The organism is Actinomyces dentalis DSM 19115 (assembly GCF_000429225.1).
In the GTDB taxonomy this organism is placed as follows: domain Bacteria; phylum Actinomycetota; class Actinomycetes; order Actinomycetales; family Actinomycetaceae; genus Actinomyces; species Actinomyces dentalis.
The window spans coordinates 24,600-47,371 of the sequence record NZ_AUBL01000013.1; the positions used below are offsets into that span (position 1 = coordinate 24,600).

Consider the following 22,772-nt stretch of genomic DNA (forward strand, 5'->3'; position numbering starts at 1 on the left):
AGGGCCGGGGGTTCGCCGCGCCACGCCGGCGCCCTACTCCTGGGGGCCCTTCTTCTTGGAGGCGTAGATGTCGGCGATGGTGTCGGCGTGCACCTTCATGACCTTCCCGCGCTTGACCTTCAGGGAGGGGGTCAGCAGGCCGTTGGCCTCGGTGAAGTCGGTGGTCAGCACCCGGAAGGAGCGGATGGACTCGGCGCGCGAGACCGCCCGGTTCGTGCGCGCCACCGCGCGGTCCAGGGCCGCCAGGACCCGCGGGTCGGTCGAGGCCTCGACGACGTCCATCTCCGGCAGGCCGTGGTTGCGCAGCCAGCCGGGCAGCATCTCGCGGTCCAGGGTGATGAGCGCGGAGATGAAGGGCTCGCCGTCGCCGATGACGACCACCTGGGAGACGAGCGGGTGCCCGCGCAGCCGGTCCTCCAGGATGGCGGGCGCGACGTTCTTGCCGCCCGCGGTGACGATGATCTCCTTCTTGCGGCCGGTGATCCTGATCCAGCCCTCGGAGTCGATCGCGCCGATGTCGCCGGTGCGGAACCAGCCGTCGGGCGTGAAGGACTGCGCGTCCGCGTCGGGGTTGTTGTGGTAGTGGCTGAAGATGCTCATGCCGCTGACCTCGATCTCGCCGTCGTCGCCCACCCGGGCCCGGGCGCCGCACACGGGCGGGCCCACGGTGCCGATCTTGTTGCACCAGGTGAGGTTGACGCTCACGGGCCCGAGGGTCTCGGTCAGGCCGTAGCCCTCGAGGATGATCAGGCCCAGGCCGCGGTAGAAGTGGCCCAGGCGCTCGCCCAGCGGCCCGCCGCCGGAGATCGCGTAGCGGGCGTTGGGGCCCAGCAGGTCGCGGATGCTGCGGTAGACGAGCCGGTCCGCCAGGGCGTGGGCGGCCCTGAGCTGGAGGGAGGGACCGGCCTCGGCGTCCAGGGCGCGGGAGTACTCGATGGCGACCTTGGCGGCCCAGCGGAAGGTCCTGAGCTTGAGGCCGCCCCCGGCCTTGGCGTCCGCGGCGTTGTAGATCTTCTCCATGACGCGGGGCACCGCCAGCACGTAGGAGGGGCCGAAGCCCTTGAGGTCGGGCAGCAGGGTGGCCACGTCGGGGGTGTGGCCGAGCACGCCCTTGCCGGCGATGGCCAGCAGCTCCAGGCACCGGGCGTAGGAGTGCGCCAGCGGCAGGAACAGCAGCAGGCGCGTGTCCTCGGTGAAGAGCAGGTCGGGGATCCAGCGCACGCCGTTCCAGGCCAGGCCGGCCGCCATGAGGTGGGTGATCTCCACGCCCTTGGGCCTGCCGGTGGTGCCGGAGGTGTAGATGATGGAGAAGACGTCGTCGCCGCTCACGGCCTGTGAGCGCGCGTCCAGGTCCTGGCGGCCCACCTCGCGGCCCGCCTCGGAGATGGTGGTCAGGGCGTCGCGGTCCAGGGACAGGACCCGCACCTCCTGCCCCTGGGGGTGGGCGGCGCGGAAGGCGTCGGCGGCCTGGCGGACGACGTGGGCCAGGGCGACCGACTCGGTGACGACCAGGCGGACCTGCGCGTCGGCGAGGATCCACTCGATCTGCTCGGCCGAGTCGGTCTCGTAGATGGGCACCGAGACCAGGCCCGCGCGGGCGATGGCCATGTCCAGCAGGGTCCACTCGTAGGAGGTGTGCGCCATGATGCTCACGGCCTGGCCCTGCTCCAGGCCCAGGCCCATGAGCCCGGAGGCGATGCGGGCGACGTCCTCGCCGAAGCTGCGGGCCGAGACGGCGACCCAGGAGTTGCCCAGCGGGGACTTGCGCTCGATGATCGTGGACTGCGGGTCGCGGTCGATGCGGTCGGCGAGCAGCCACGGGACCGTCCAGGAGGAATCCGGCTCGGTGATGAGGTTGCTGGTCGCGGCGCCGTCGAGCATGAAGGGCCTGCCGGCGGCGGACACGAGGGGCTGGCCTGAGGAGGATCGTGGACTCACCGGGACATTGTGTCAGGTCGGCCGGGGCGGGCAGGCCGCACCGACCGACAGATCCGACACTCAGTCTTGGGGGAATCCACGAATGACGTCCCCGTCGATCGTGGCCTCCCACAGGGCGGGGCCCGCCGCGGGGCTCACTCGCCCGCCGGGCCGCCGTCGCGCACCGGGCCGCCGTAGATCTCGTCGATCCGGTCGGCGAAGCGCTCGATGGCCACGTCGCGCTTGACCTTCAGGGAGGGCGTGAGCAGGCCGTTGGCCTCGGTGAAGTCCCCGCTGAGAACCGCGATCTTGCGGATCGACTCCGCCCGCGAGACGTGCCGGTTGGCCCGCTCCACCGCTCGGTCGAGGGCGGCCAGGACGTGCGGGTCGCTGGCGGCCTCGGCGACCGTCATCGGGGGCAGGCCGTGGTTGCGCAGCCAGCCGGGCAGCATCTCGGCGTCGAGGGTGATGAGCGCGGCCACGAAGGGCCGCTTCTCGCCGACGACGACCACCTGGCTGATGAGCGGGTGCCCGCGCAGGGGATCCTCCAGGGCGGCCGGGGCGACGTTCTTGCCGCCCGCCGTCACGATGATCTCCTTGGCCCGCCCCGTGATGCTCACATAGCCGTCGCGGTCGAGGGAGCCCAGGTCGCCGGTGCGGAACCAGCCGTCGGGCGTGAAGGCCGCCGCCGTCGCCCCGGGGTCGTTGTGGTAGCCCTGGAACACCGAGGGGCCCTTGACGAGGATCTCGCCGTCCTCGGACACGCGCACGGCCATGGGGGGCAGGGGCGGGCCCACGGTGCCGATCTTGCTCAGCCGGGGCGTGTTGACCGAGATCGGGCCCACGGTCTCGGTCAGGCCGTAGCCCTCCAGGACGGGGATGCCCAGCCCCCGGTAGAAGTGGGCCAGGCGCTGGGACAGCGGCGCCCCGCCGGAGATGATCCAGTCGGCGTTGCCGCCCACGAGGGTGCGGATGCGGCGGAAGACGAGGCGGTCGGCCATGGCCCGCTGGGCCCGCAGCGAGCGGGACGGCCCCTCCGGGGTGTCCAGGGCCCGGGAGTAGTCGACGGCGGTCTTGGCCGCCCAGCGGAACACCCTCCGGGCGCCGCCCGACCCGGCCCTGGCGTCGGCGGAGTTGTAGATCTTCTCCAGGACCCGCGGCACCACCAGCAGGTAGGAGGGGCGGAAGGAGGCCAGGTCGGACAGGAGGTTCTTCGTGTCGGGGGTGTGGCCGATGACGCCCGCCCCGGTGATCTGGAAGACCTCCAGGAAGCGCGCGAAGACGTGGGCCAGCGGCAGGAAGAGCAGGAGCCGCGAGTCGGTCCCCATGGCGATCTCCGGCATCCACCGGTGCGAGTTGACGCACAGCTCGGTGAAATTGCCGTGGGACAGGACGGTGCCCTTGGGGGCGCCGGTGGTCCCCGAGGTGTAGACGATCGTCGCGAGCGAGGAGGCCGTCAGGGCCCCGGTGCGCTCGGCCAGGGCCTCGGCCGGCACGGAGGCGCCGGCCTCGGTGATGGTGCGGATGGCCTCGGTGTCCAGGGACAGCACCGCGGTGCCCTCCCTGCCCGCGGCGGCGGCGGCCGCGCGGGCGAGCTCGGCCATGGTGATCGTCTCGGCGACGACGAGGCTCACGTCGGCGTCGGTCAGCACGTGGGCGATCTGCTCCGACGAGCTCGTCTCGTAGATGGGCACCGGGACCAGGGCGGCGGTCCAGCAGGCGAAGTCCAGCAGCGTCCACTCGTAGCGGGTGCGCGACATGATGGCGACGCGCGCGCCGGCCTCCAGCCCCAGGCCGATGAGCCCGGAGGCGACGGCGTCGACCTCCTCGGAGAACTCGCGGGCGGTGATCGTGCGCCACACCTCGCCCATCTCCTGCTTGCGGGCGATGAGCGGGCGGTTCGCCGAGCGGGAGACCCGCTCGCGCAGCAGGGCGGGCACGGTGGTCCTCTCGTCGATGCGCACGAGGGTGGGGGCGTGCCACTCCAGGGCGCCGCCTCCGGCGGGGGCGACGGGGGAGGGGGAGTCGGGGGGATTCGTCATGGCGGCATTGTGCCCGGACGGCGCCGACGCCGTCACGTCCGGCCCCCGCCCCCGGCCGGTCCCGCTCCGGCGGGCCCGGCCCCGGGGGCCCGCGCGCCCCTCGCCCCGGGCCTCACCCGCGGGGGGTCCTGGCCGGGGCCCGGCCCAGCTCGACGGCGGTGACGGACACGGGCCCGGCGTCCTCGGGGGCCGGCGAGACCTCGAAGGCCCCGGTCACCTTGGCCGCTTCGATCAGGTCCGCGCGCACGGCCTCGACGGCGGGCGCGATCCGGGCGGACACGGCCAGCGAGACCGCCAGGATCGGCGTCTTCTGGCTGGTCCTGGCCTCGGACTTGACCTTGCGCAGGGCCGCCAGGACCAGTCCGGCGCGCTCGACCAGGTCGGCGTCGGCGCCCGCGGCGGCCCCGCGCAGCCCCTCGGCCCGCGGCCAGGGGGAGCGGTGGACGCTGCCGGTGCGGTACCAGCTCCACACCTCCTCGGTGACGAAGGGCAGGAAGGGGGCGAACAGGCGCACGAGGGTGTCCACCGCGATCGCCAGGGCCGCCCGCGCGGAGCGGACCGCCGCGGCGTCGTGGGAGCCGTCGAAGTCGTTGGCCCGGTCCTTGACCAGCTCGATGTAGTCGTCGCAGAAGGTCCAGAAGAAGGACTCGGCGGCCTCCAGCGCGCGGGCGTGCTCGAAGCCCTCGAAGGCGGCGGTGGCCGTGTCGACGACGTCGGCCAGGGCGGCCAGGACCGCCCGGTCGATCGGCTCGACCACCGCCGTGGCGTCCAGGCAGGGGGCGGGCGCGGCGGCCCGGGCGGCCTCGTCGGCGTCCCAGGGGATCCCCATGGACAGGGCGAACTTCGAGGCGTTGAGGATCTTGATGGCCAGGCGGCGGCCGACCTTGATCTGGGCCTCCTCGAAGGCGGCGTCCAGGCCCAGGCGGGCCGAGGCCGCCCAGTAGCGCACGGCGTCGGAGCCGTACTTCTCCAGCAGGCCCATGGGCGTGACCACATTGCCCTTGGACTTGCTCATCTTCTTGTGGTCGGAGTCGAGGATCCACCCCGACAGGCCCGCGTGCCTCCAGGGCAGGGCCCCGAACTCCAGGTCCGCGCGCACCACCGAGGAGAACAGCCAGGTGCGGATGATGTCCTGGCCCTGGGGGCGCAGGTCCATGGGGTAGACGCGCTCGAACAGGTCCTCGTCGTCGAGCCAGCCGCAGACGAGCTGGGGGGTCAGGGAGGAGGTCGCCCAGGTGTCCATGATGTCGGGCTCGCCGACGAAGCCGCCGGGCTCGCCGCGCTGGTCCTCGGTGAAGCCGGCCGGGACGTCGGAGGAGGGGTCCACCGGCAGGGCCGACTCGTCGGGGGTCAGGATCGCGTCGTAGTCGACCTCGCCGTCGGCGCCCACGCGGTACCACAGCGGGAAGGGCACGCCGAAGAAGCGCTGGCGCGAGACCAGCCAGTCGCCCTTGAGGCCCCGCACCCAGTTCTCGTAGCGCACGCGCATGAAGTCGGGGTGGAAGTCCAGCTCGCGCCCGCGCTCGAGCAGCTCGGCGTTCAGATCGGCGCCGGAGGCCGGGTTGACCCACGGCCCGCCGCCGTTGCGGATGTACCACTGGCGCGAGGTGACGATCTCCAGGGGCTTGTCGCCGCGCTCGTAGAAATTCGTCTGGCGGACGGTCGCCACCGGCTCCCCGCGCATCTCGCCACTGGCGGCGAGGGCCTTCACGAGGACCGCCCGGGCGGTGAAGGCGGTCCTGCCGGCCATCTCGCCGTAGACGCGGCGCCCCTCCCGGTCCGTGATCCACTCGGGGGCCTCGGCCTGCAGGCGCCCGTCCCGGCGCAGCACCGCGCGCAGCGGCAGCCCCAGGTCGCGCCACCAGTCGATGTCGGTGGTGTCGCCGAAGGTGCAGCACATGGCGATGCCGGCGCCCTTGTCCCTCTCGGCGGCGGGGTGGGCCAGCACCGGCACCTCCACGCCGAAGACGGGGGAGGTCACCGTGGTGCCGAACAGGGGCTTGAAGCGCTCGTCGTCGGGGTGGGCCACCAGGGCCACGCAGGCCGGCAGCAGCTCGGGGCGGGTGGTCTCCACGCAGATGTCGGCGGTGCCGCCGGGCCCCTCCTCGACGGGGGCGCCGGCCGCCCGCGCCGCGGCGGCGGCGTCGGCGTCGACCAGGTGGAAGGCGATGCGGTGGTAGAAGCCGGGGTACTCGCGCGACTGGAGCTCGGCCTGGGCCACCGCCGTGCCGAAGGTGACGTCCCACAGTCCGGGGGCGGCCGCCTGGTAGGCCTCCCCGCGCGCGAGGTTGCGCAGGAAGGCGGCCTGGGCGACCCTGCGGGCGCGCTCGCCGATGGTCTGGTAGGTCTGGGACCAGTCCACGCTCAGGCCCAGGCGGCGCCACAGCTCCTCGAACAGGGCCTCGTCGGAGAGCGTGAGGCGCTCGCACAGCTCGACGAAATTGCGCCGCGAGACCGGCACCTGGTCGCGGGCCCTGATCGACTTGCCCTCGCCGCCGGCGTGCGGGGGCTCGAAGTCCGGGTCGTAGGGCAGGGACGGGTCGCAGCGCACCCCGAAGTAGTTCTGCACGCGCCGCTCGGTGGGCAGGCCGTTGTCGTCCCAGCCCATGGGGTAGAAGACGGCCTTGCCGCGCATGCGCTGGAAGCGGGCGACGGCGTCGGTGTGCGTGTAGGAGAAGACGTGGCCCACGTGCAGGGACCCGGAGACCGTGGGCGGCGGGGTGTCGATGGAGAAGACCTCGTGGCGCTGCGCGGTGCGGTCGAAGGCGTAGGTGCCCGCGGACTCCCAGCGCTCGCCCCATGCGGTCTCCAGGCCGTCGGTGCTCACCCTGGCGGGCACGCGGGGGCTGTGGAGCTCGGAGGGCAGGAGGCGGGGGGAGCGCTCGGCGGGGGATCCAGACATGGGCCCGATTCTGTCACGGGCCGACGGCGCGGCCGGCAGGGGCCGCCGGGGCCGGCTGTGAGGTGGGCTACGGGCGGGGCGGCCCGGCCGCGGGGGCCGCCGGCCGGATCGGGCTCGCGGGGGCGGGGCCGCGGGCTCAGCCGGCCAGCTCGCGGTCCGCCGCGACGACGGCGCGCACGGCCTCGATGACCGCGCTGGAGAAGCCCGCCCGCTCCATGGCCACCAGTCCGGCCACCGTCGTCCCGCCGGGGGAGCACACGGCGTCGACGAGGTCGGCGGGGGTGCGCCCGGCGCCGCCGTCGGCCCTCGCGGCGGCCTCGACCTGCACGGCGCGGGCCGATCCGAGGACGGTCTGGGCGACGATCTCGACGGCCCGCGCCTTGGGGATCCCGCCGAGCACGCCGGCGCGGGCCAGGGCGTCGATGAAGGTGAAGACGAAGGCGGGGGCCGAGCCCGCCAGGCCGACGAAGACCGGGAAGTCCTCCTCCGCGATGAGGACGGTGCGCCCGACCGAGTCCATGAGGGCGCGCGCGGTCGCCAGGTCGGACTCGTCGGCCGCCGCGCCCGCCGCCAGGGCGGTCATGGACTGGCCGACCCCGGCCGCCATGTTCGGCATGGCGCGCACGACGCGCGCGCCCTCGGGCAGGAGCGACTCCAGGCGGGCCAGGCCGATCCCGGCGGCGATGGACACGACCAGGGGGCGGGAGGCGGCGAGGGCGTCGGAGATCCGGACTGTGACCGCGGGCACGACGCGGGGCTTGACCGCCAGGACGACGACGTCGGCCGCGGCCGCGAGCGCCCCGGCGTCGGGCTCGTGACGGGCGCCCGTCTGCGCGGCGAGGCGGGCGGCGGAGTCGTGGGCGCTGGTGAGGAGGAGGGAGGCGGGGTCGGTGCCGGCCGCGATCGCCCCGCGCACGATCGCGCCGGCCATATTGCCCGCGCCGATGAAGCCGTAGGTCGTCACGGGCCCAGGTTAGCGGCCTTCCGGCCCGCCCTGTGAGGAACATCCCTGTGAAAACTGTTCTCATTAGGTTAGGCTTCCCAACCATTGCGGGGATCCCGCCGGCGGCCCCGCCTGGCCCAGTCATGTCAAGGAGGTAGGGATGAAGGTCACCGTCACCACTCTCATAGCCCCCGCGCGCCGGGCGATGATCGCCTCCGGCGCGCTCACCGCCGCCGGGGCCGTCCTGTCCGTCGGGCCCTACGTGGCGCTGCGCAATATGGCGGCCATCTGGCTGGGGGAGTCCGACCGCTCCGGGTGGGCGGGCAGCCCGTGGGCCTGGGCGGGGCTCGCCGTCGGCTCGCTCCTGGCGGCCCAGCTGCTCTACCTGTGGGGCCTGGCCATCACCCACCTGGCCGAGGCGAGGCTGCGCCACCACCTGCGCGCGCGACTCGTCGACGCCATCGGCCGCCTGCCCCTGGGGCGGGTCGCCCAGATCCCCCACGGGGCCATCCGCAAGATGGTGTGCGACGACACCTCCTCCATTCACACGCTGGTCGCCCACGTGCCCGGGGACGTCACCAACGCCCTCGTCGGGGCCGCGGCCGGGGCGGTCTACCTGGCGTGGACCGACTGGCGGCTGGCCCTGACGCTGGTGGGCGCGTGGTGCCTGGTCCTGGGCGCCGTCGCCGCCACCGCCATGCGCGGCCTGGGGGACATCACCGACCGCTTCGCCGTGGCGCAGACCGGCCTGGCCGCCGCCACCGTCGAGATGCTCGAGGGGATCAAGGAGATCAAGAGCTTCCAGGCCACCGACATCACCCGCACCCGCTTCGACGCCGCCCGCAGGCGCTTCTCCGACCTGTCCTACGAGTGGGTGCTCGCCTCCGGGAGGATGATCAGCCTCATGGGGGCGCTCCTGCGCCCGGCCGTCGTCTTCGCCACGGTCGCGCCCCTGGCCGCCCTGTTCGTGGCCCGGGGCTGGAGCGAGCCGTCCGCGACCCTGGTCTTCTTCCTCCTCGCCCCGGGGCTGCCCGAGGGGCTGCTCACGGTCGTGTCCATGATGCAGCAGATCTACGAGTCGCGCATGGCGGCCCGCGCCACCGCCGACCTGCTGTCCCAGGAGCCCATGCCCGAGGGGTCCTTCGACGACGGCGACGGCCCCGCCCCCGGCCGCGTCGAGGTCGACGACGTCACCTTCTCCTACGAGCCGGGCGCGCCGGTCCTCAAGGGCGTGTCCTTCACCGCCGAGCCCGGGGCCGTCACCGCCCTGGTGGGGCCCTCGGGCGGCGGCAAGTCGACGCTGGCGCGCCTGATCGCCCGCTTCTACGACGTCGAGGGCGGGGCGGTGCGCGTCAGCGGCGTCGACGTGCGCGAGGCGACCTTCCGCTGGCTGGGCTCGCGGGTGGCGATCGTGCTGCAGGACGTGGCCCTGTCGCACGGCTCCGTCCACGACAACATCGCCCTGGGGCGCCCGGGGGCCGCGCGCGAGCAGGTGGAGGCCGCGGCGCGGGCCGCCTGCATCCACGAGCGGATCATGCGCCTGCCCCGCGGCTACGACACCGTCCTGGGGGAGGAGGGCGGGTTCCTCTCCGGCGGGGAGCGCCAGCGCGTCACCCTGGCGCGCGCCTACCTCCAGGACGCCCCGGTCCTGGTCCTGGACGAGGCCACCGCCCAGGCCGACCCGGCCTCCGAGCGCGACATCCACGCCGCCCTGTCCCGCCTGGCGGCCGGGCGCACCGTCATCGTCATCGCCCACCGCCTGTCCACCGTGCGCGACGCCGACCAGATCCTCGTCGTCGACGACGGCGCCGTCGTCGAGCGCGGCCGCCACGAGGACCTTCTGGTGGCCGGCGGCCGCTACGCCGCCATGTGGCGCAGCCAGGACCTGGCCCCCGACGGCGGGGGCGGGGACGATAGCGGCGGGGACGCCGCCGGCCGCGCCGGGGACGCCGGCCCCGTTCGCGGCGCCGAGCGCGCCGGGGCCGTGCCGACCGCCGCCCCCGCCGCCGGGGCCGGGGAGGGGGAGTGAACCATGTGGAAGATGCTGCTGCGCCTGGTCAACGCCGCCGAGATGCGCAGGATCCTGGGCTGGTTCGTCGCCTCCGCCGTCCTGCAGGGCGCGACCCTGGCCCTCATGGTCCCCTTCCTGCGCGCCTTCTACGCCCGCTCGGCCGACCTGGGCGCGTGGCTGGCGGCCGTCGTCGTGCTCGGGGTCCTCACCGTCGTCGTCGACACCGTCGCCATGCTCCGCTCCTACCGGGTCAGCGTCTTCGAGGTCTGCGACGCCATGATCGACCGCGTCGCCGAGCACGTGCTCGCCCTGCCCCTGGGGTGGTTCAACGCCCAGCGGGAGGCCGCCGTCGTCAATGCGACATCCAAGGAGGTCAACACCCTGTCGCACCTGACCTCCATGGTCATCCCCGGCCTGTGCAACGCCTTCATCGTGCCCCTGGTCATGATCGCGGCCACCGCCGTCGTCGAGTGGCCCCTGGCGCTCATCATGGCCGTCACGGCGGTGGTCCTCTACCTCGTGTGGCGGCGCATGTCCGCGGCGACCGCCCGCGCCAACGAGCTGGAGGACGGCGCCTCGGCCCTGGCCGCCGGGCGCCTGGTCGAGTTCGCCCGCCTGCAGCCGGTCCTGCGCGCCACGGGCGCGACCCGGACCGGCTGGGAGCCCGCGCGCGTCGCCCTGGAGGCCGAATCCGAGGCCACCCTGGCCGGACTGCGCATCAAGGGCCGCCCCGGCCAGGCCTTCAACATCATCGCCAACTCCGCCTTCGCCGCGGTCATGGCCGCGGGCCTGTCATTCGTGGGCGGACACCGCCTCGACGTCGTCGGGTACCTGGCGGTCATGGTCGTGGCCTCCCGGATGCTCATGCCGCTGACCAAGGCCGCCATGATGTCCAGCGAGGCCGACAACGCGCGGGTCGCCCTGACCGCCATGAACGCCATCCTCGACGCCGAGCCCCTGCCCGAGCCCGCCCCCGGCGAGCGGGCGCGGGCCGAGGGGACCGCGATCGCCCTGGACGGCGTCTCCTTCTCCTACGAGCGGGGCCGCCCCGTCCTGGACCGGGTGTCGCTGAGCGCGCCGCAGGGGCGGGTCACCGCCCTGGTGGGGCCCTCGGGGGCCGGCAAGTCCACCATCCTGCGCCTGGCCGCCCGGTTCTGGGACGCGGGCGATGGGACCGTGACCATCGGCGGCGCCGACGTGCGCGCCCTGCCCGCCGCCCAGATCATGGCCATGACCTCCATGGTCTTCCAGGACGTCTACCTGTTCGACACCACCATCCGGGAGAACCTGCGCATCGCCCGGCCCGGGGCCACCGACGCCGAGCTGGAGACCGCGGCGCGCCGCGCCCGCCTGGACCGCGTCATCGAGGCGCTGCCGCACGGGTGGGACACGCGGGTCGGCCCGGGCGGGCTGAGCCTGTCCGGCGGGGAGCGCCAGCGCGTGTCCATCGCCCGCGCCTTCGTCAAGGACGCCCCCATCCTCCTGCTCGACGAGATCACCTCGGCCCTGGACGGGGAGAACGAGTCGGCCATCACCGAGGTGGTGCGCGAACTGTCGGCGGGCCGCACCGTCATGGTCGTGGCCCACCGCCTGTCCACGATCCGCCGGGCCGACGAGGTCGTCTTCCTCGCCCCCGCCGAGCGGGGCGCGCGCGTGGCCCAGCGGGGCGCCCCCGCCGAGCTGGCGGCCGAGCCCGGGCCCTTCCGGGACTTCCTGGAGGCGTCCACGACCGCCTCCAGGTGGCGCATCCTCCGGGACTGAAGCGCGGGGTCCGGCGTCGGACCGGGCGCGCCCGAGTCGCATCCGGCCCGACGCCGGCGTGCACGCGATCATGCGGGAAATCGGGGGGCTATTCCAGGTTGAGTGCACTAACCTGGAATAGCGGCCCCGCTGTTCCGCCTTGGCAGGGCCTGGCGCGCGGAGAGAGGAGGACGGCGGTGACCTGGCCGATGTGGACGACCCGCACCCTGCCCTGGGTGCCGCGCAGCCGGGGACCGCGCGCCGATCGCACCCTGACGAGTTACCGAGCCGCCGTCGCCCCGCGCATCGCCCATTGCACGCCGGCGCCGGGGGAGCCCGTCCAGCGGGCCGTCGAGGAGGCCTCGCTCGCGCTCGCCCGGTTCGAAGGCGCTTCGACGCGCGGCGGCACCGTCCTGGCGCCGATCGCGGACCTCCTCATGCGGGGCGAGATGGTCGCCTCCTCCAGGATCGAGTCCGTCAACGCCCCCCTCGACATGGTTGCGGCCGCCTCGCTCGGCGTCCGGGTTCATGTCAACGCCCGCCTCGTCGCCGCCGCGGGGGACGCGACCCGCGCACTCAGCGACGTCGCGGACCGGCGCCACCTCGAAGCGGATGATCTTCTCTCGGCCCACAGAACCCTCCTGGCGCCGCTCGCGGCCGACGTCGAAGAACAGGTCGGTCGTCTGCGCAGCGTCCAGAACTGGATCGGCGGCTCCGACTACTCGCCCCGCGGCGCCCTCCACGTCCCTCCTCCCGCCGATGAGATCGCCGCCGACGTCGACGACCTCATCGTCTTCCTCCGGCGACAGGACCTTCCCGCCCTGGCGCAGGCCGCCATCGCCCACGCCCAATTCGAGGGCATCCACCCCTTCGTCGATGGGAACGGGAGGGTGGGGCGCGCGCTCATCCACGCCGTTGTGCGCAGGCGCGGCCTCACCCGGCAGGTGACGGTCCCCGTCGCCGCCGCGATGATGGCCCAGGGGGAGCGGTACACGCGCGCACTCGATCTGTACCGCGCGGGCGACCCCGACCCCATTATCGAACTCGTGGCCCGGGCGGTCGGCCGCGCCACCGCGGCCGCGCAGGAGTCCAGCGCCCGGATTCTGGCACTGCCCGAGGCGTGGCGCGCCCAGACGGACGTACGACGGGGATCCGCCCAGGAGCGGCTGCTCGACTCTCTCCTGGAGCATCCGGTCCTGGACGCCGAGGATGCGCAGGCGCTCACGGGTGCGTCGTCGTCGGCCACTTACGGCGCTCTCGACCGCCTGGTGGCCGACGGCGTCCTGCGCATCGCCGTGGCGCGCAAACGGGACCGGGTCTGGGTGGCGGCGGCGGTGATCGACGAGGTCGAAATCCTCCTCGACGCCCTGGCCGAGTAGGGCCGCCGCGTCCCGGCGCCGGCGCGCGCCGCCGGGCCCGCGAACGCGCAGGTTTCCAGTCGAACGCGCGGGCGGGAGGAGCGCGTTCGACTGGAAACCTGCGCGTTCGCGGAAGCGGAGGACGACGGGGCCGGGGCCCGCCCCTCAGGCCAGCGCCCGGCGCAGGACGTCCAGGCCCACGCTGCCCAGGCGCAGCGCCCGGGTGTGGAAGTCCTTCAGGCCCGTCCCGTCCGCCAGCGCGCGATCGCGCGCCTCCTCCCACAGCCGCTGGCCCACCGCGTAGGACGGCGCCTGCCCCGGCAGCCCCAGGTAGCGGTCCAGCTCGAAGCGCAGGAACGACTCCTCCATGGCCACGTTGTGGCGCAGGAAGGCCCAGGCGCTGCCCGCGTCCCAGGCGCCCTCGCCCACCCCGGGCAGGCCCGCCAGCTCGGGCGGGCGCTCCTTGCCCAGGTGCACCCCGATGTCGAGCACCACCCGCGCGGCGCGCAGCCGCTGGGAGTCGAGCATGCCGAAGCGGTCGCCCGGGTCGTCCTGGAAGCCCAGGTCGGCCATGAGCCTCTCGGCGTACAGCGCCCAGCCCTCGCCGTGCCCGCTCACCCAGCAGGCCAGGCGCCGCCAGGAGTTGAGCTCGCCGCGCAGGTGGGTCTGCATGCCGACCTGCAGGTGGTGGCCGGGCACGCCCTCGTGGAACACGGTGGTGCGCTCCTGCCAGGTGGCGAAGTCCTCGGTGCCCGCCGGCACCGACCACCACATGCGGCCCGGCCGGGAGAAGTCGTCGCTCGGCCCGGTGTAGTAGATGCCGCCGGTGGCCGACGGGGCGATGCGGCACTCCAGGACGCGCAGCGGGGCGGGGATGTCGAAGTGGACGCCGTCGAGCGCCGCCATGGCCCGATCCGAGGTCTGCTGCATCCAGTCCCGCAGCGCCGCCGTGCCGTGGACGGTGCGCGCGGGGTCGGCGTTCAGCCGGTCCATGGCCTCGCGCACGCCCGTCCCGGGCCCGTAGAGCCGCTCGGCGATGGCCCGCTGCTCGGCGTCGATGGCGGCCAGGCGCTCCCGGCCCCATTCGTAGGTCTCGTCCAGGTCGACGACGGCGCCCAGGAACTCCCGGCTGAATCGCTCGTAGCGCTCGCGCCCGACGGCGTCGGCCCGGCCCGCTCCCGGCAGGATCTCCTCGGCGAGGAAGTCGGCGAGGCGGGCGTAGCCCCGCCGGGCGACGGCGGCGGCCTCGCGCAGCTCGGCGGCCAGGGCGGGCGGGAGGGGCGCGCCGTCGGCGGTGGCGGCGCCGTCGATGAGCGCCGTGTAGGAGCTCGTGGCCTCGCCGGCCTGGTCGAGGGCCTGGGAGATCGCCGCCCCGACCTGGCGGCGGGCGGCGACGTCGCCGCGCGAGCGCGCCAGGCGCAGGCTCCGGGCGTACTGGTCCAGCGCCCGGGGGACGGCGCGCAGGGCGGAGGCGAAGTCGGCCCAGTCCTCCCCGGTGGCGGTGGGCAGGTTGTCGAAGCCGTCGCGCAGGGTCTGGACGGGGCTGTCGATGTTGTTGAGGCTGCGCAGGTCCTCGCCAGCGTCGGCGAGGTCCAGGCCCACCCCCAGGCGCTCGCGCATGGCGGCGACGGTGACGCGGTCGACGTCGTCGGCCGCCTCGACGCCGTCCAGCTCGCGCAGGGTGGAGCGGTCCAGGTCGCTCAAGGCGGCCAGGCCCTCCGGCGAGTAGTCGTCGAGCTCGCCGCGCCGGCCGGGCAGGCCGTTGTAGACGGCGAACTCCGGGGAGAGCCCGGCCAGGCGGGTCACGTAGCGCTCGGCGATCGCGTCGACGGCGGTGGCGGGGCGGGCGGCGCCGGGGGCTTGGTCAGAGGAGTGGGGCATGGGCCGAGCCTAGCGGAGCGCCGGCGCGCGCCCTCCCGGCCCCGGTCCGCCCCGGGCGACCCGCGCCCGCCACGGCCCCGCGTGTATCCGCGTCCGGTGCCCGCCGTGCCCCAACGCACCCCCGCGACTCCCGCGAACAGTCCCACGCGAGGCGCCGGGCCTTCTTCGCGTGCATCCCCGATGAGTCCCGTCGGGCTCTTGGCCCAACTGGTTTTGCCGCGCATTCTCGTACGAGGAAGGTTATTCGGGGGTGGTTTTGAAGACGTGGAGCGTGAAGGTCGTGGTGGCGGTCTGCTCGGGCGGGTCCTCCTCGTCCGGAGGGTTGTTGCGGAGGCGTCCGAGTACGTCTCCCCGCTTCGCCTCGACGGCGCATCCCGCATGGTGGGACGGCGTCTCGCATGTTGTGACGCGGCCGGCTCGCGAGCACGTCACTTAACCCGCGAGATCGTCACTTAACCCGCGAGCACGTCACTCTGGCAGACGTGCTCGCGGGTTGAGTGACGTGCTCGGCGGTCACCCGACGATCTCGCGGACCGCGGCGCCCGACGCCGCTGCGCCCCGGGTGCGTCTCTTAGTGTGGCGGCAATTACCGCGGGGTCCTCGGCGTCGAGATGTGTACTTCGCCCTCGAGAACGACGGTCGGACGGTGGTCAAACGGAATTCAAGTGGTCCAAGGAGAACGCCGCCATGAACCCGCTGAATAACCTTCATGAGCGCGCTGACGCTCCCCGAGGCCATCAACGTCATCCCCCACGCATGCACCGGAATCACCTTCGGCGCCCTGTACGTCGCGAGCGGCCGCAACCTCTGCTACTCGTCGACCATCCACGTCTTCAACAATCTCACCGGGCTGCTCGCCCCGGTCCTCTGAGCCGAGGGCCGGGCCCGCCCCGGCCCCTCCGCGGGGCCCCGTCCGGCGAGTTGCGAGACGAAAGCGGTGAGGACCTCCGTCTGACGGGCTGCGGGACGAAAGTGAAGGGCATCGGCGGGCCGTGGGATGAGAATGGGGGCATGAGCCAGATCCCGGAGCCCGCATCCACCGCTTCCGCCTCCGTCCCCGCACCCGGCCCCGAGTCGCCCGCGCGCCGCGCCCTCGTCACCGGCGCCTCCACCGGCATCGGCGCGGCCGCCGTCCGCCTCCTGCGCTCCCACGGGTGGGACGTGGTCGCCACCGCCCGCTGCGTCGAGCGCCTGGAGGCCCTGGCCGCCGAGACCGGCTGCACCTGGGTCGCCGCCGACCTCCAAAGGCCGCAGGACGTCGAGCGCCTGGCCGCCGAGGTCCTCGCCGACGGCCCCGTCGACGCGGTCGTCAACAACGCCGGCGGGGCGCTGGGCCTGGACCCCGTGGCCGACGCCGACCCGGCCGAGTGGCTGACCATGTACGAGCGCAACGCGCTCGCGGCCCTGCGCGTCACCCGGGCCTTCCTACCGGGACTGCGCGAGCGCGGGGGCGACGTCGTCTTCCTCACCTCGACCGCCGCCCACGGCACCTACCCGGGCGGCGCCGGCTACGTCGCCGCCAAGCACGCCGAGCGCGTCATCGCCAACACCCTGCGCCTGGAGCTGGTCGGCGAGCCGGTGCGGATCATCGAGATCGCGCCGGGCATGGTGGCCACCGAGGAGTTCTCCCTCAACCGCTTCCACGGGGACCGGGCCGCCGCCGACGCCGTCTACGCGGGCGTCGAGGCCCCGTTGACCGCCTCGGACGTGGCCGAGTGCATCGTGTGGACCCTGGAGCGCCCGGCCCATGTCAATATCGACTCCCTCACCGTGCGCCCGCGCGCCCAGGCCTCCAACACGGTGGTCGCGCGCCGCTGAGCCCTGAAAGGACCACTCATGAACGAGCCCGCCCCGCCCCCGCACGGCCCGCGCGGCCGGCGGCCCGACGACTGGTCGTCCGCCGATTGGCCGCCCGACGCCGCCGACGTCTCCGACACCTCGGTGCTTCCCGGACCCGCCTCCACCGCAGTCTTCCCGCCCGACGCAGGCGACGCCGCCTCGGCCAGGACCGCCGAGTTCGCGGCCGACGAGGCGACCCGGGCCCTCCCCCCGGCCGTTCCCCGGGTCCCCGCCGCGCCGTCGTCCGGTCCCGGGCCGGCGGGAGCGCCGAGCGCCACGACGCCCCTGATGCCGCCGGAACCCGCGAGCCCCGCACTTCCGCTCGGTGTCGCGCCCTCCGCGAGCGCCGCACCCCCTGTGGGCGCCGCGCCCCCGCCCGGCGCCGCGTCTCCCGTGGGCTCCATGCCCCTGCCCGGCGCCCCGGCCGCTCCGGGCGCCGGGACCGGACGGCGAGCCGGGGCTCCGGGCGGCAGGCGGCGCACCGCCGCGATGGTCGCGGGGGCCGTCGTTCTGGTCGTCGCGGCCTTCGGCGCGGGCGCGCTCACCGGGTGGTTCGGCCGGGATTCCGATGGCGCCGGCACGGTCGTGCCGCCGGCATCGGTGCAGCCGACGCCGGCGCCGGGGGACTCTGCCGCGGACTCGGACTCCGACGTTCCGCTGGCGCCCGCCCAACAGGCGACCGGGGACTCGGATGACGGCTCCGATGACGACTCCGCCGACCGCGCGCCTTCGACCGATGACTCTTCGCGGCAGGGGGACGGGCGGCACGACGATCGCCCCGGCGCGCAGACCGGCGACTCCGACCCGCGGCGGGACGCCACCCGGCCGGCCGCCCCCGACCCGCGGGGCGGCGCTGGCGGCGACCACGGCTCCGGCCGCTCCCCGAACGACGGGGGCGATGACGACGATGACGACGACGGGGACTGAACCGAGCGGTTTCGAGGCCGGCGGAAACGTCCCGTGAAGTCCGGGGATGCGGGCGCGCTTCTTCCGGGGTCCTCCGGATGCCGGCGGCCGCTCTCGAGGGCCCGGCCCCGGCCGGGCGGCGCGCGCCGGCGGCGACGCCCGCGAAGATGGCGCCCTGGGAGGATCGTTCCGTCCCGCTCCCGATGACCGCGTCGCACGAACCGCGGAATCATGCGGAAACCTCCGGACGCCTCCGGCGTGCCGGTGCGAACGATCCTCCCAGGGCGCCAGAATTCGGCCTCGCGCCGGAATGGCGGGGCGCAGTGGACGTGTCAACGTCGTCCGCGCCCCAGCGCCTCGGCCATGAAGCCCAGCAGGCGCGTCTGCGCGTCGGCGGTGCCGGTGCTCTTGCCGCGCACCGGGTCGTGGAGCTGGATGAGCGCGCCCGTCGGGGTGCTCCGGCTCTTCGCCGTCCCGGCCAGTGCGGCGCCGACGCCCTCCCCCCGCGCGTCCTCCAGCCGGGAGGACACCCACCACAGACCGGGGGCGTTCGGCGGGGGCGCCGCGAACTCGCCCGGCAGCGGCAGGATCATCTCAATGCCGGCTCCCGCGTAGAGCGCGCCCGCGCCCTGCGCGAGGGCGCGCAGCAGTCTGACGGCGAGGCTCCAGCGGTTGCGGGCGTACGAGCGCTCGCGGCCCGAGCGGGCCCCGGGCTCCAGTCCCAGCGTCCCGGCGGCCATGACGAGGTCGACGAGCAGCAACTCGGGCTCCGGGGGGCGGCAGATGCTCAGGGCCATCGGTCCGCCGCCGCGGCGGCTCCACCCCGTGCGCACCACGTGGCGCCCCGTTCCGCCACTTGCGCCGCCGCCCGCTCCGGCGCGCCGTGCACGAGCTCCTCCTCGAGGTCCGGGGCCCGCCCCCACCGGTCCGGGTCCTCCCCGCGCGGCGCGGAGACGATCTGCCCGGTGAAGGCGCAGCCGGCCGCCGTCATGGCCTTCGCGGCGCGGCCCATGAGCTCGTCCGGCCCGACGCCCGCGACCGCGGCGGCCACGGTCAGTACCTCGCCCACGGGCAGTCTCATGCCGGTTCACCGTCCTTCGCCCTTCGAAGAGCGCGCCCGACGGCGGGAGCCGGCGCGCTTCTCCGTTCTTAGCCGCGCCCCCCAACCGTATAGCGGCGGGGGAGCCCGGCGGGGGCTGCGGGCTTGCCCGCGGGGCGCCCGCCGTGATCTACTTGTGTACACAAGTCGCCGGGCACTGGGGCTGGCGACGGAGGCACAACCCCGGGAGCAGACCGCATGTCCTTCCACGACGCCGTCGTCTACCAGATCTATCCCAAGTCCTTCCGAGACTCCGACGGCGACGGCGTGGGGGATCTGCGCGGCATTATCGACAAGGTCCCCTACATCGCCTCCCTCGGCGTGGACTACGTCTGGTTCAACCCCTTCTACCCCTCGCCCGGGCACGACAACGGCTACGATATCTCCGACTACTGCGCCGTCGACCCCGCCATGGGCACCATGGAGGACTTCGACGAGCTCGCCGCGGCCCTGGGGGCCCACGGCATCAGCCCCATGCTCGACATGGTCCTCAACCACGTCTCCACCGAGCACGAGTGGTTCCGCCGCGCCCTGGCCGGCGAGCAGCGCTACCGCGACTACTTCTACATCCGCCCCGCCCGCGCCGACGGGACGGCGCCCACGCACCTGCCCACCAACTGGGTGAGCAAGTTCGGCGGGCCCGCCTGGGCTCCCTTCGGCCCCGTCGACGCGGGCGGACGGCCGCTGTCCGGCGAGTACTACCTGCACCTGTACGACCCCACCCAGGCCGATCTCGACTGGCACAACCCCGAGGTGCGCGCCCGGGCCGCCGAGGTCGTCAACTTCTGGCGCGCCCACGGTGTGAGGGCCTTCCGCTTCGACGTCATCAACGTCATCGGCAAGACCGAGCCCCTCGCCGACGCCCCGGACGGCACCGACGACCGGCGCGTCTACACCGACGGGCCGCTCGTCCACGACTACATCCACGAGCTCAACCGCGCCAGCTTCGGACGGGACCCGGACTCGGTGACCGTGGGGGAGATGTCCTCGACCTCCATCGAGGCCTGCGTGGGCTACTCCAGCCCCGAGCGCCAGGAGCTGTCGATGGTCTTCAACTTCCACCACCTCAAGGTCGACTACGAGGGCGGGCGCAAGTGGACCCTCGCGGACCCCGACATCCCCGAGCTCAAGCGGCTGCTCAACGAGTGGACGCTGGGCCTGCAGGCCGGCGGCGGGTGGAACGCCCTGTTCTGGAACAACCACGACCAGCCGCGCGCCCTCAACCGCTTCGGGGACCCCGGGCGCCGCCGCTACGAGTCCGCCACCATGCTGGCCACCGCCATCCACCTGCTGCGGGGCACCCCCTACATCTACATGGGGGAGGAGATCGGCATGACCGACCCCCTGTACACCCGCATCGAGGACTACGTCGACGTCGAGGCGCGCAACGCCTTCCGCGCGCTCGTCGACGCCGGCCGCCCGCCCGAGGAGGCCTTCGCGATCGTCCACTCCAAGGCCCGGGACAACGCCCGCACCCCCATGCAGTGGGACGACGGCGAGCACGCCGGCTTCTCCGACGTCGAGCCCTGGCTGCGGCCCACCAACCAGGCGGAGATCAACGTGGCCGCCGAGGAGGCCGGCGGGCGCATCCTGCCCTACTACAAGCGCCTCATCGCGCTGCGCAAGGAGCTGCCCGTCATCTCCGAGGGCCTCTACGAGCCCTGGGAGCTGGACGACCCCGACGTGCTGGGCTACATCCGCGAGCACGCCCCCGAAGGCGGGCGGCCGGGCGCGCGCCTGCTCGTCCTGTGCTCCTTCCGCGACCACGACACCGAGGTCCGCGTCCCGGCGGACCTGGCCGTCGGGCGCGTCCTCATCACGAACTACCCGGACCGCCACCCCGACTCCTACGCCGAGCGCCCGCTCGGCCCCACCGTGCGGCTGGCGCCCTACGAGGCGCTCGCCCTCATCGTCACCTCCCCCGACACGCTCTGAGAGGAGCACTCCTTCATGTCATCCACCCAGACACTGGTCGCCCCGACCGCGGGCGAGGCCGTCCCCCTCGCCTCCGTCCCCGATCCGGTCTTCTCCACCGGCGCCCTCGGAGAGGGCTTCGGCGTGCGCCCCGGCTCCGGCGACGTCGTCGCCCCCGTCGGCGGGGCAGTCACCATGGTCGCCGGCACCGGTCACGCCGTGGGCATCACGACCGACGACGGCCTGGAGGTCCTCCTCCACCTGGGCGTCGACACCGTCGAGCTCGAGGGCCGCCCCTTCGCGCTGACCGTCGCCGCCGGACAGCGCGTGCGCGCCGGCGAGGCGCTCGGGACGATGGACCTGGAACAGATCCGCGAGGCGGGCAAGGACACGACGGCGATCGTGGCCGTCACCAACTCCGCGGCCAAGGGCGTCGCCCTGGAGCTGACCGCGGGGCCGGTCGCGGCCGGCGACCGCGTGGCCGCCCTCACCGCGGCCGAGCCCGCCGCGGCGTCCGCTCCCGCCCGCCCCGCCCCGGCGAGCGCGGACGACGGCCTGACCGGCTTCGACGCCACCGCCCGCGACATCATCGCCGGCATCGGCGGGGCCGACAACGTCAAGAGCGTCATCCACTGCATCACCCGGGTGCGCTTCTACCTCAAGGACGAGTCCCTGGCCGACGACGACGCCGTGTCCGGCACCGACGGCGTCATCGACGTCGCCAAGGCGGGCGGCCAGTACCAGGTCGTCATCGGCGCCGAGGTGGGGGACGTCTACGACGCCATCGTCGCCCAGCTGCCCGGCCTGGGCGGCGGGGAGGTCGACTCCGAGGCGGAGGCGGCGCCCAGGCCCACCACCGCCGTCGGCTGGATCAAGTTCGGCTTCTCCTCCCTCATCGGCGTCATCACCGGCTCCATGATCCCGGTCATCGGGGTCCTGGCGGCCTCCGGCATCCTCAAGGGCATCCTGGCCCTGCTCGTCCAGTTCAAGGTCGTGGCGGACTCCAGCGACACCTACCAGATCATCTCGGCCATGGCCGACTCGATGTTCTACTTCCTGCCGATCATCATCGGCTTCACCGCCGCGCGCCGCCTGGGCTCGGACCCCATTGTCGTGGCCATTATCGGCGGCGTGCTCGCCTACCCCTCGCTCGCCCACATGGCGAACCCCGACTACATCGTCAAGGCCGACAACCCCGCGGGGTACGAGTCCCCGTACCACGTCGTCGCGCAGCTCGGGAACACGATCTTCAACACCGACTTCTTCGGCATCCCGGTCTCCCTGCCGCAGACCAACGCCTACGCGTACTCGATCTTCCCGATCATCGTGGCCGCCTGGCTGGCCGCCAGGATCGAGCCGTACCTCAAGAAGTGGATCCCCGCCGTCGTGCGCTCCATCTTCGCGCCCCTGCTGGAGATCTTCATCGTCTCCACCCTGGTCCTGGTCGTCTTCGGCCCCATCGTCATGTTCATCTCCGGGGCCATCGCCTCGGGCGTCAACGCGATCCTGGGATTCAACCACGCGCTCGCGGGCCTGATCATCGGCGGCTTCTACCAGTGCCTGGTCATCTTCGGCCTGCACTGGGCGGTCATCCCGATCATCTCCCAGCAGATCGCCGGCCCCGACGCATCCTCCCCGCTCAACGCGATCGTCTCGGCCACCATGATCGCCCAGGGCGGCGGCGCCCTGGCCATCTGGCTCAAGGTCAGGAACGCCAAGATCAAGCGGATGGCCGGCCCGGCCACGATCTCCGCCTTCTGCGGGGTCACCGAGCCCGCCATGTACGGCCTCAACCTCAAGTACGGGCGCGTGTTCATCACCGCCTCCATCGGCGGGGCCGTCGGCGGCCTGCTCACGGGGCTGCTCAAGGTCAACATGTGGGGCTTCACCGGCGCCTTCGTCGGCTTCCCCTCCTTCGTCAACCCCAAGGGGATCGACGGCTCCTTCACCGGGTTCTGGATCGCCTCGCTGGCGGCCCTGGCCGTCTCCTTCGCCTGCACCTACTTCTTCGGATTCAAGGAGTCCGACTTCGAGACCGGGCGCACGGTCGAGAAGGTGCGCCTGGGCAACCGCGAGCCCGTCGCCAAGTAACGGGCAGTAACGGGTCAAGGCGGCCGCGTCCGCACCCGCCCGCCCGGCGCCATCCCGGCGCCGCCTCCGCCCGACGCCGCCCCGCAGTCGAAATGCCGGCTGCGGGGCGGCGGCGTCGGCCCCGTCGGG

The 22,772-nt window shown here is 73.9% G+C and carries 15 protein-coding genes; 8 read left to right on the top strand and 7 right to left on the bottom strand.

All coding sequences use genetic code 11. From position 1 onward, the window contains the following. Positions 1-33 precede the first annotated feature (33 nt). From G446_RS0104370 to proC, 4 genes are all read right to left on the bottom strand, one after another. The gene (locus G446_RS0104370) at positions 34-1,881 is read right to left on the bottom strand and encodes an AMP-dependent synthetase/ligase (RefSeq protein ID WP_034469131.1); all 1,848 of its coding nucleotides are present in this window, start codon (positions 1,879-1,881) and stop codon (positions 34-36) included. A gap of 191 nt (positions 1,882-2,072) precedes the next feature. Next, complete coding sequence (locus G446_RS15945) at positions 2,073-3,959, bottom strand: AMP-dependent synthetase/ligase (protein WP_051285645.1); 1,887 nt, start codon at positions 3,957-3,959, stop codon at positions 2,073-2,075. 112 nt (positions 3,960-4,071) lie between these two features. Continuing rightward, on the bottom strand, positions 4,072-6,861 hold the full coding sequence (gene valS, locus G446_RS0104380) for a valine--tRNA ligase (protein WP_026409222.1): 2,790 nt from the start codon (positions 6,859-6,861) through the stop codon (positions 4,072-4,074). 136 nt (positions 6,862-6,997) lie between these two features. Then, positions 6,998-7,825, bottom strand: coding sequence for a pyrroline-5-carboxylate reductase (gene proC / locus G446_RS0104385; RefSeq protein ID WP_026409223.1), 828 nt, complete (start codon positions 7,823-7,825; stop codon positions 6,998-7,000). Positions 7,826-7,964: 139 nt separating this feature from the next. Here proC and G446_RS15950 point away from each other — a divergent pair, with 139 nt between their 5' ends. The 3 genes from G446_RS15950 to G446_RS0104400 all read left to right on the top strand — a co-directional run bounded on the left by G446_RS15950 (position 7,965) and on the right by G446_RS0104400 (position 12,934). Then, positions 7,965-9,833: an ABC transporter ATP-binding protein gene (locus tag G446_RS15950; protein WP_084778992.1), complete on the top strand. Its 1,869-nt coding sequence runs from the start codon at positions 7,965-7,967 to the stop codon at positions 9,831-9,833. A gap of 3 nt (positions 9,834-9,836) precedes the next feature. After that, positions 9,837-11,576, top strand: coding sequence for an ABC transporter ATP-binding protein (locus G446_RS0104395; protein ID WP_026409224.1), 1,740 nt, complete (start codon positions 9,837-9,839; stop codon positions 11,574-11,576). Between the two features lie 176 nt (positions 11,577-11,752). Next, positions 11,753-12,934 carry a Fic family protein gene (locus tag G446_RS0104400; RefSeq protein WP_026409225.1) on the top strand — a complete coding sequence of 394 codons (1,182 nt, stop codon included), beginning with the start codon at positions 11,753-11,755 and terminating at the stop codon, positions 12,932-12,934. A gap of 144 nt (positions 12,935-13,078) precedes the next feature. Here G446_RS0104400 and G446_RS0104405 read toward each other — a convergent pair whose 3' ends face one another. Then, positions 13,079-14,794 carry a DUF885 domain-containing protein gene (locus tag G446_RS0104405; protein ID WP_026409226.1) on the bottom strand — a complete coding sequence of 572 codons (1,716 nt, stop codon included), beginning with the start codon at positions 14,792-14,794 and terminating at the stop codon, positions 13,079-13,081. 709 nt (positions 14,795-15,503) lie between these two features. Between G446_RS0104405 and G446_RS19785 the strand changes: the two genes are divergently transcribed. The 3 genes from G446_RS19785 to G446_RS0104420 all read left to right on the top strand — a co-directional run bounded on the left by G446_RS19785 (position 15,504) and on the right by G446_RS0104420 (position 17,560). Then, the gene (locus G446_RS19785) at positions 15,504-15,665 is read left to right on the top strand and encodes a hypothetical protein (RefSeq protein WP_156916516.1); all 162 of its coding nucleotides are present in this window, start codon (positions 15,504-15,506) and stop codon (positions 15,663-15,665) included. A gap of 140 nt (positions 15,666-15,805) precedes the next feature. Continuing rightward, positions 15,806-16,612, top strand: coding sequence for an SDR family NAD(P)-dependent oxidoreductase (locus G446_RS0104415; protein WP_026409227.1), 807 nt, complete (start codon positions 15,806-15,808; stop codon positions 16,610-16,612). 18 nt (positions 16,613-16,630) lie between these two features. Next, complete coding sequence (locus G446_RS0104420) at positions 16,631-17,560, top strand: hypothetical protein (protein ID WP_026409228.1); 930 nt, start codon at positions 16,631-16,633, stop codon at positions 17,558-17,560. A 311-nt stretch (positions 17,561-17,871) separates the two neighbouring features. Here the strand turns inward: G446_RS0104420 and G446_RS18620 are convergent, their stop codons facing one another. After that, positions 17,872-18,336 carry a hypothetical protein gene (locus tag G446_RS18620; protein ID WP_026409229.1) on the bottom strand — a complete coding sequence of 155 codons (465 nt, stop codon included), beginning with the start codon at positions 18,334-18,336 and terminating at the stop codon, positions 17,872-17,874. After that, positions 18,327-18,620 carry a hypothetical protein gene (locus G446_RS0104430; RefSeq protein ID WP_156916517.1) on the bottom strand — a complete coding sequence of 98 codons (294 nt, stop codon included), beginning with the start codon at positions 18,618-18,620 and terminating at the stop codon, positions 18,327-18,329. Before G446_RS0104430 ends, G446_RS18620 begins: the two co-directional genes overlap by 10 nt. 216 nt (positions 18,621-18,836) lie before the next feature. Between G446_RS0104430 and G446_RS0104435 the strand changes: the two genes are divergently transcribed. Further along, on the top strand, positions 18,837-20,573 hold the full coding sequence (locus tag G446_RS0104435; protein ID WP_026409231.1) for an alpha,alpha-phosphotrehalase: 1,737 nt from the start codon (positions 18,837-18,839) through the stop codon (positions 20,571-20,573). Between the two features lie 15 nt (positions 20,574-20,588). Then, positions 20,589-22,643 carry a PTS sugar transporter subunit IIABC gene (locus G446_RS0104440; protein WP_026409232.1) on the top strand — a complete coding sequence of 685 codons (2,055 nt, stop codon included), beginning with the start codon at positions 20,589-20,591 and terminating at the stop codon, positions 22,641-22,643. Positions 22,644-22,772 lie beyond the last annotated feature (129 nt).

What these genes read in the sequence shown, in the direction of transcription:
- G446_RS0104440 (WP_026409232.1), top strand. Translation starts at nt 20,589, where the DNA reads ATGTCATCCACCCAGACACTGGTCGCCCCGACCGCGGGCGAGGCCGTC.
- G446_RS0104435 (WP_026409231.1), top strand. Translation starts at nt 18,837, where the DNA reads ATGTCCTTCCACGACGCCGTCGTCTACCAGATCTATCCCAAGTCCTTC.
- G446_RS0104415 (WP_026409227.1), top strand. Translation starts at nt 15,806, where the DNA reads ATGAGCCAGATCCCGGAGCCCGCATCCACCGCTTCCGCCTCCGTCCCC.
- G446_RS18620 (WP_026409229.1), bottom strand. Translation starts at nt 18,336, where the DNA reads ATGGCCCTGAGCATCTGCCGCCCCCCGGAGCCCGAGTTGCTGCTCGTC.
- G446_RS15945 (WP_051285645.1), bottom strand. Translation starts at nt 3,959, where the DNA reads ATGACGAATCCCCCCGACTCCCCCTCCCCCGTCGCCCCCGCCGGAGGC.
- G446_RS0104370 (WP_034469131.1), bottom strand. Translation starts at nt 1,881, where the DNA reads ATGCTCGACGGCGCCGCGACCAGCAACCTCATCACCGAGCCGGATTCC.
- G446_RS15950 (WP_084778992.1), top strand. Translation starts at nt 7,965, where the DNA reads ATGAAGGTCACCGTCACCACTCTCATAGCCCCCGCGCGCCGGGCGATG.
- G446_RS0104395 (WP_026409224.1), top strand. Translation starts at nt 9,837, where the DNA reads ATGTGGAAGATGCTGCTGCGCCTGGTCAACGCCGCCGAGATGCGCAGG.
- G446_RS0104420 (WP_026409228.1), top strand. Translation starts at nt 16,631, where the DNA reads ATGAACGAGCCCGCCCCGCCCCCGCACGGCCCGCGCGGCCGGCGGCCC.
- G446_RS0104405 (WP_026409226.1), bottom strand. Translation starts at nt 14,794, where the DNA reads ATGCCCCACTCCTCTGACCAAGCCCCCGGCGCCGCCCGCCCCGCCACC.
- valS (WP_026409222.1), bottom strand. Translation starts at nt 6,861, where the DNA reads ATGTCTGGATCCCCCGCCGAGCGCTCCCCCCGCCTCCTGCCCTCCGAG.
- G446_RS0104430 (WP_156916517.1), bottom strand. Translation starts at nt 18,620, where the DNA reads ATGAGACTGCCCGTGGGCGAGGTACTGACCGTGGCCGCCGCGGTCGCG.
- G446_RS19785 (WP_156916516.1), top strand. Translation starts at nt 15,504, where the DNA reads ATGAGCGCGCTGACGCTCCCCGAGGCCATCAACGTCATCCCCCACGCA.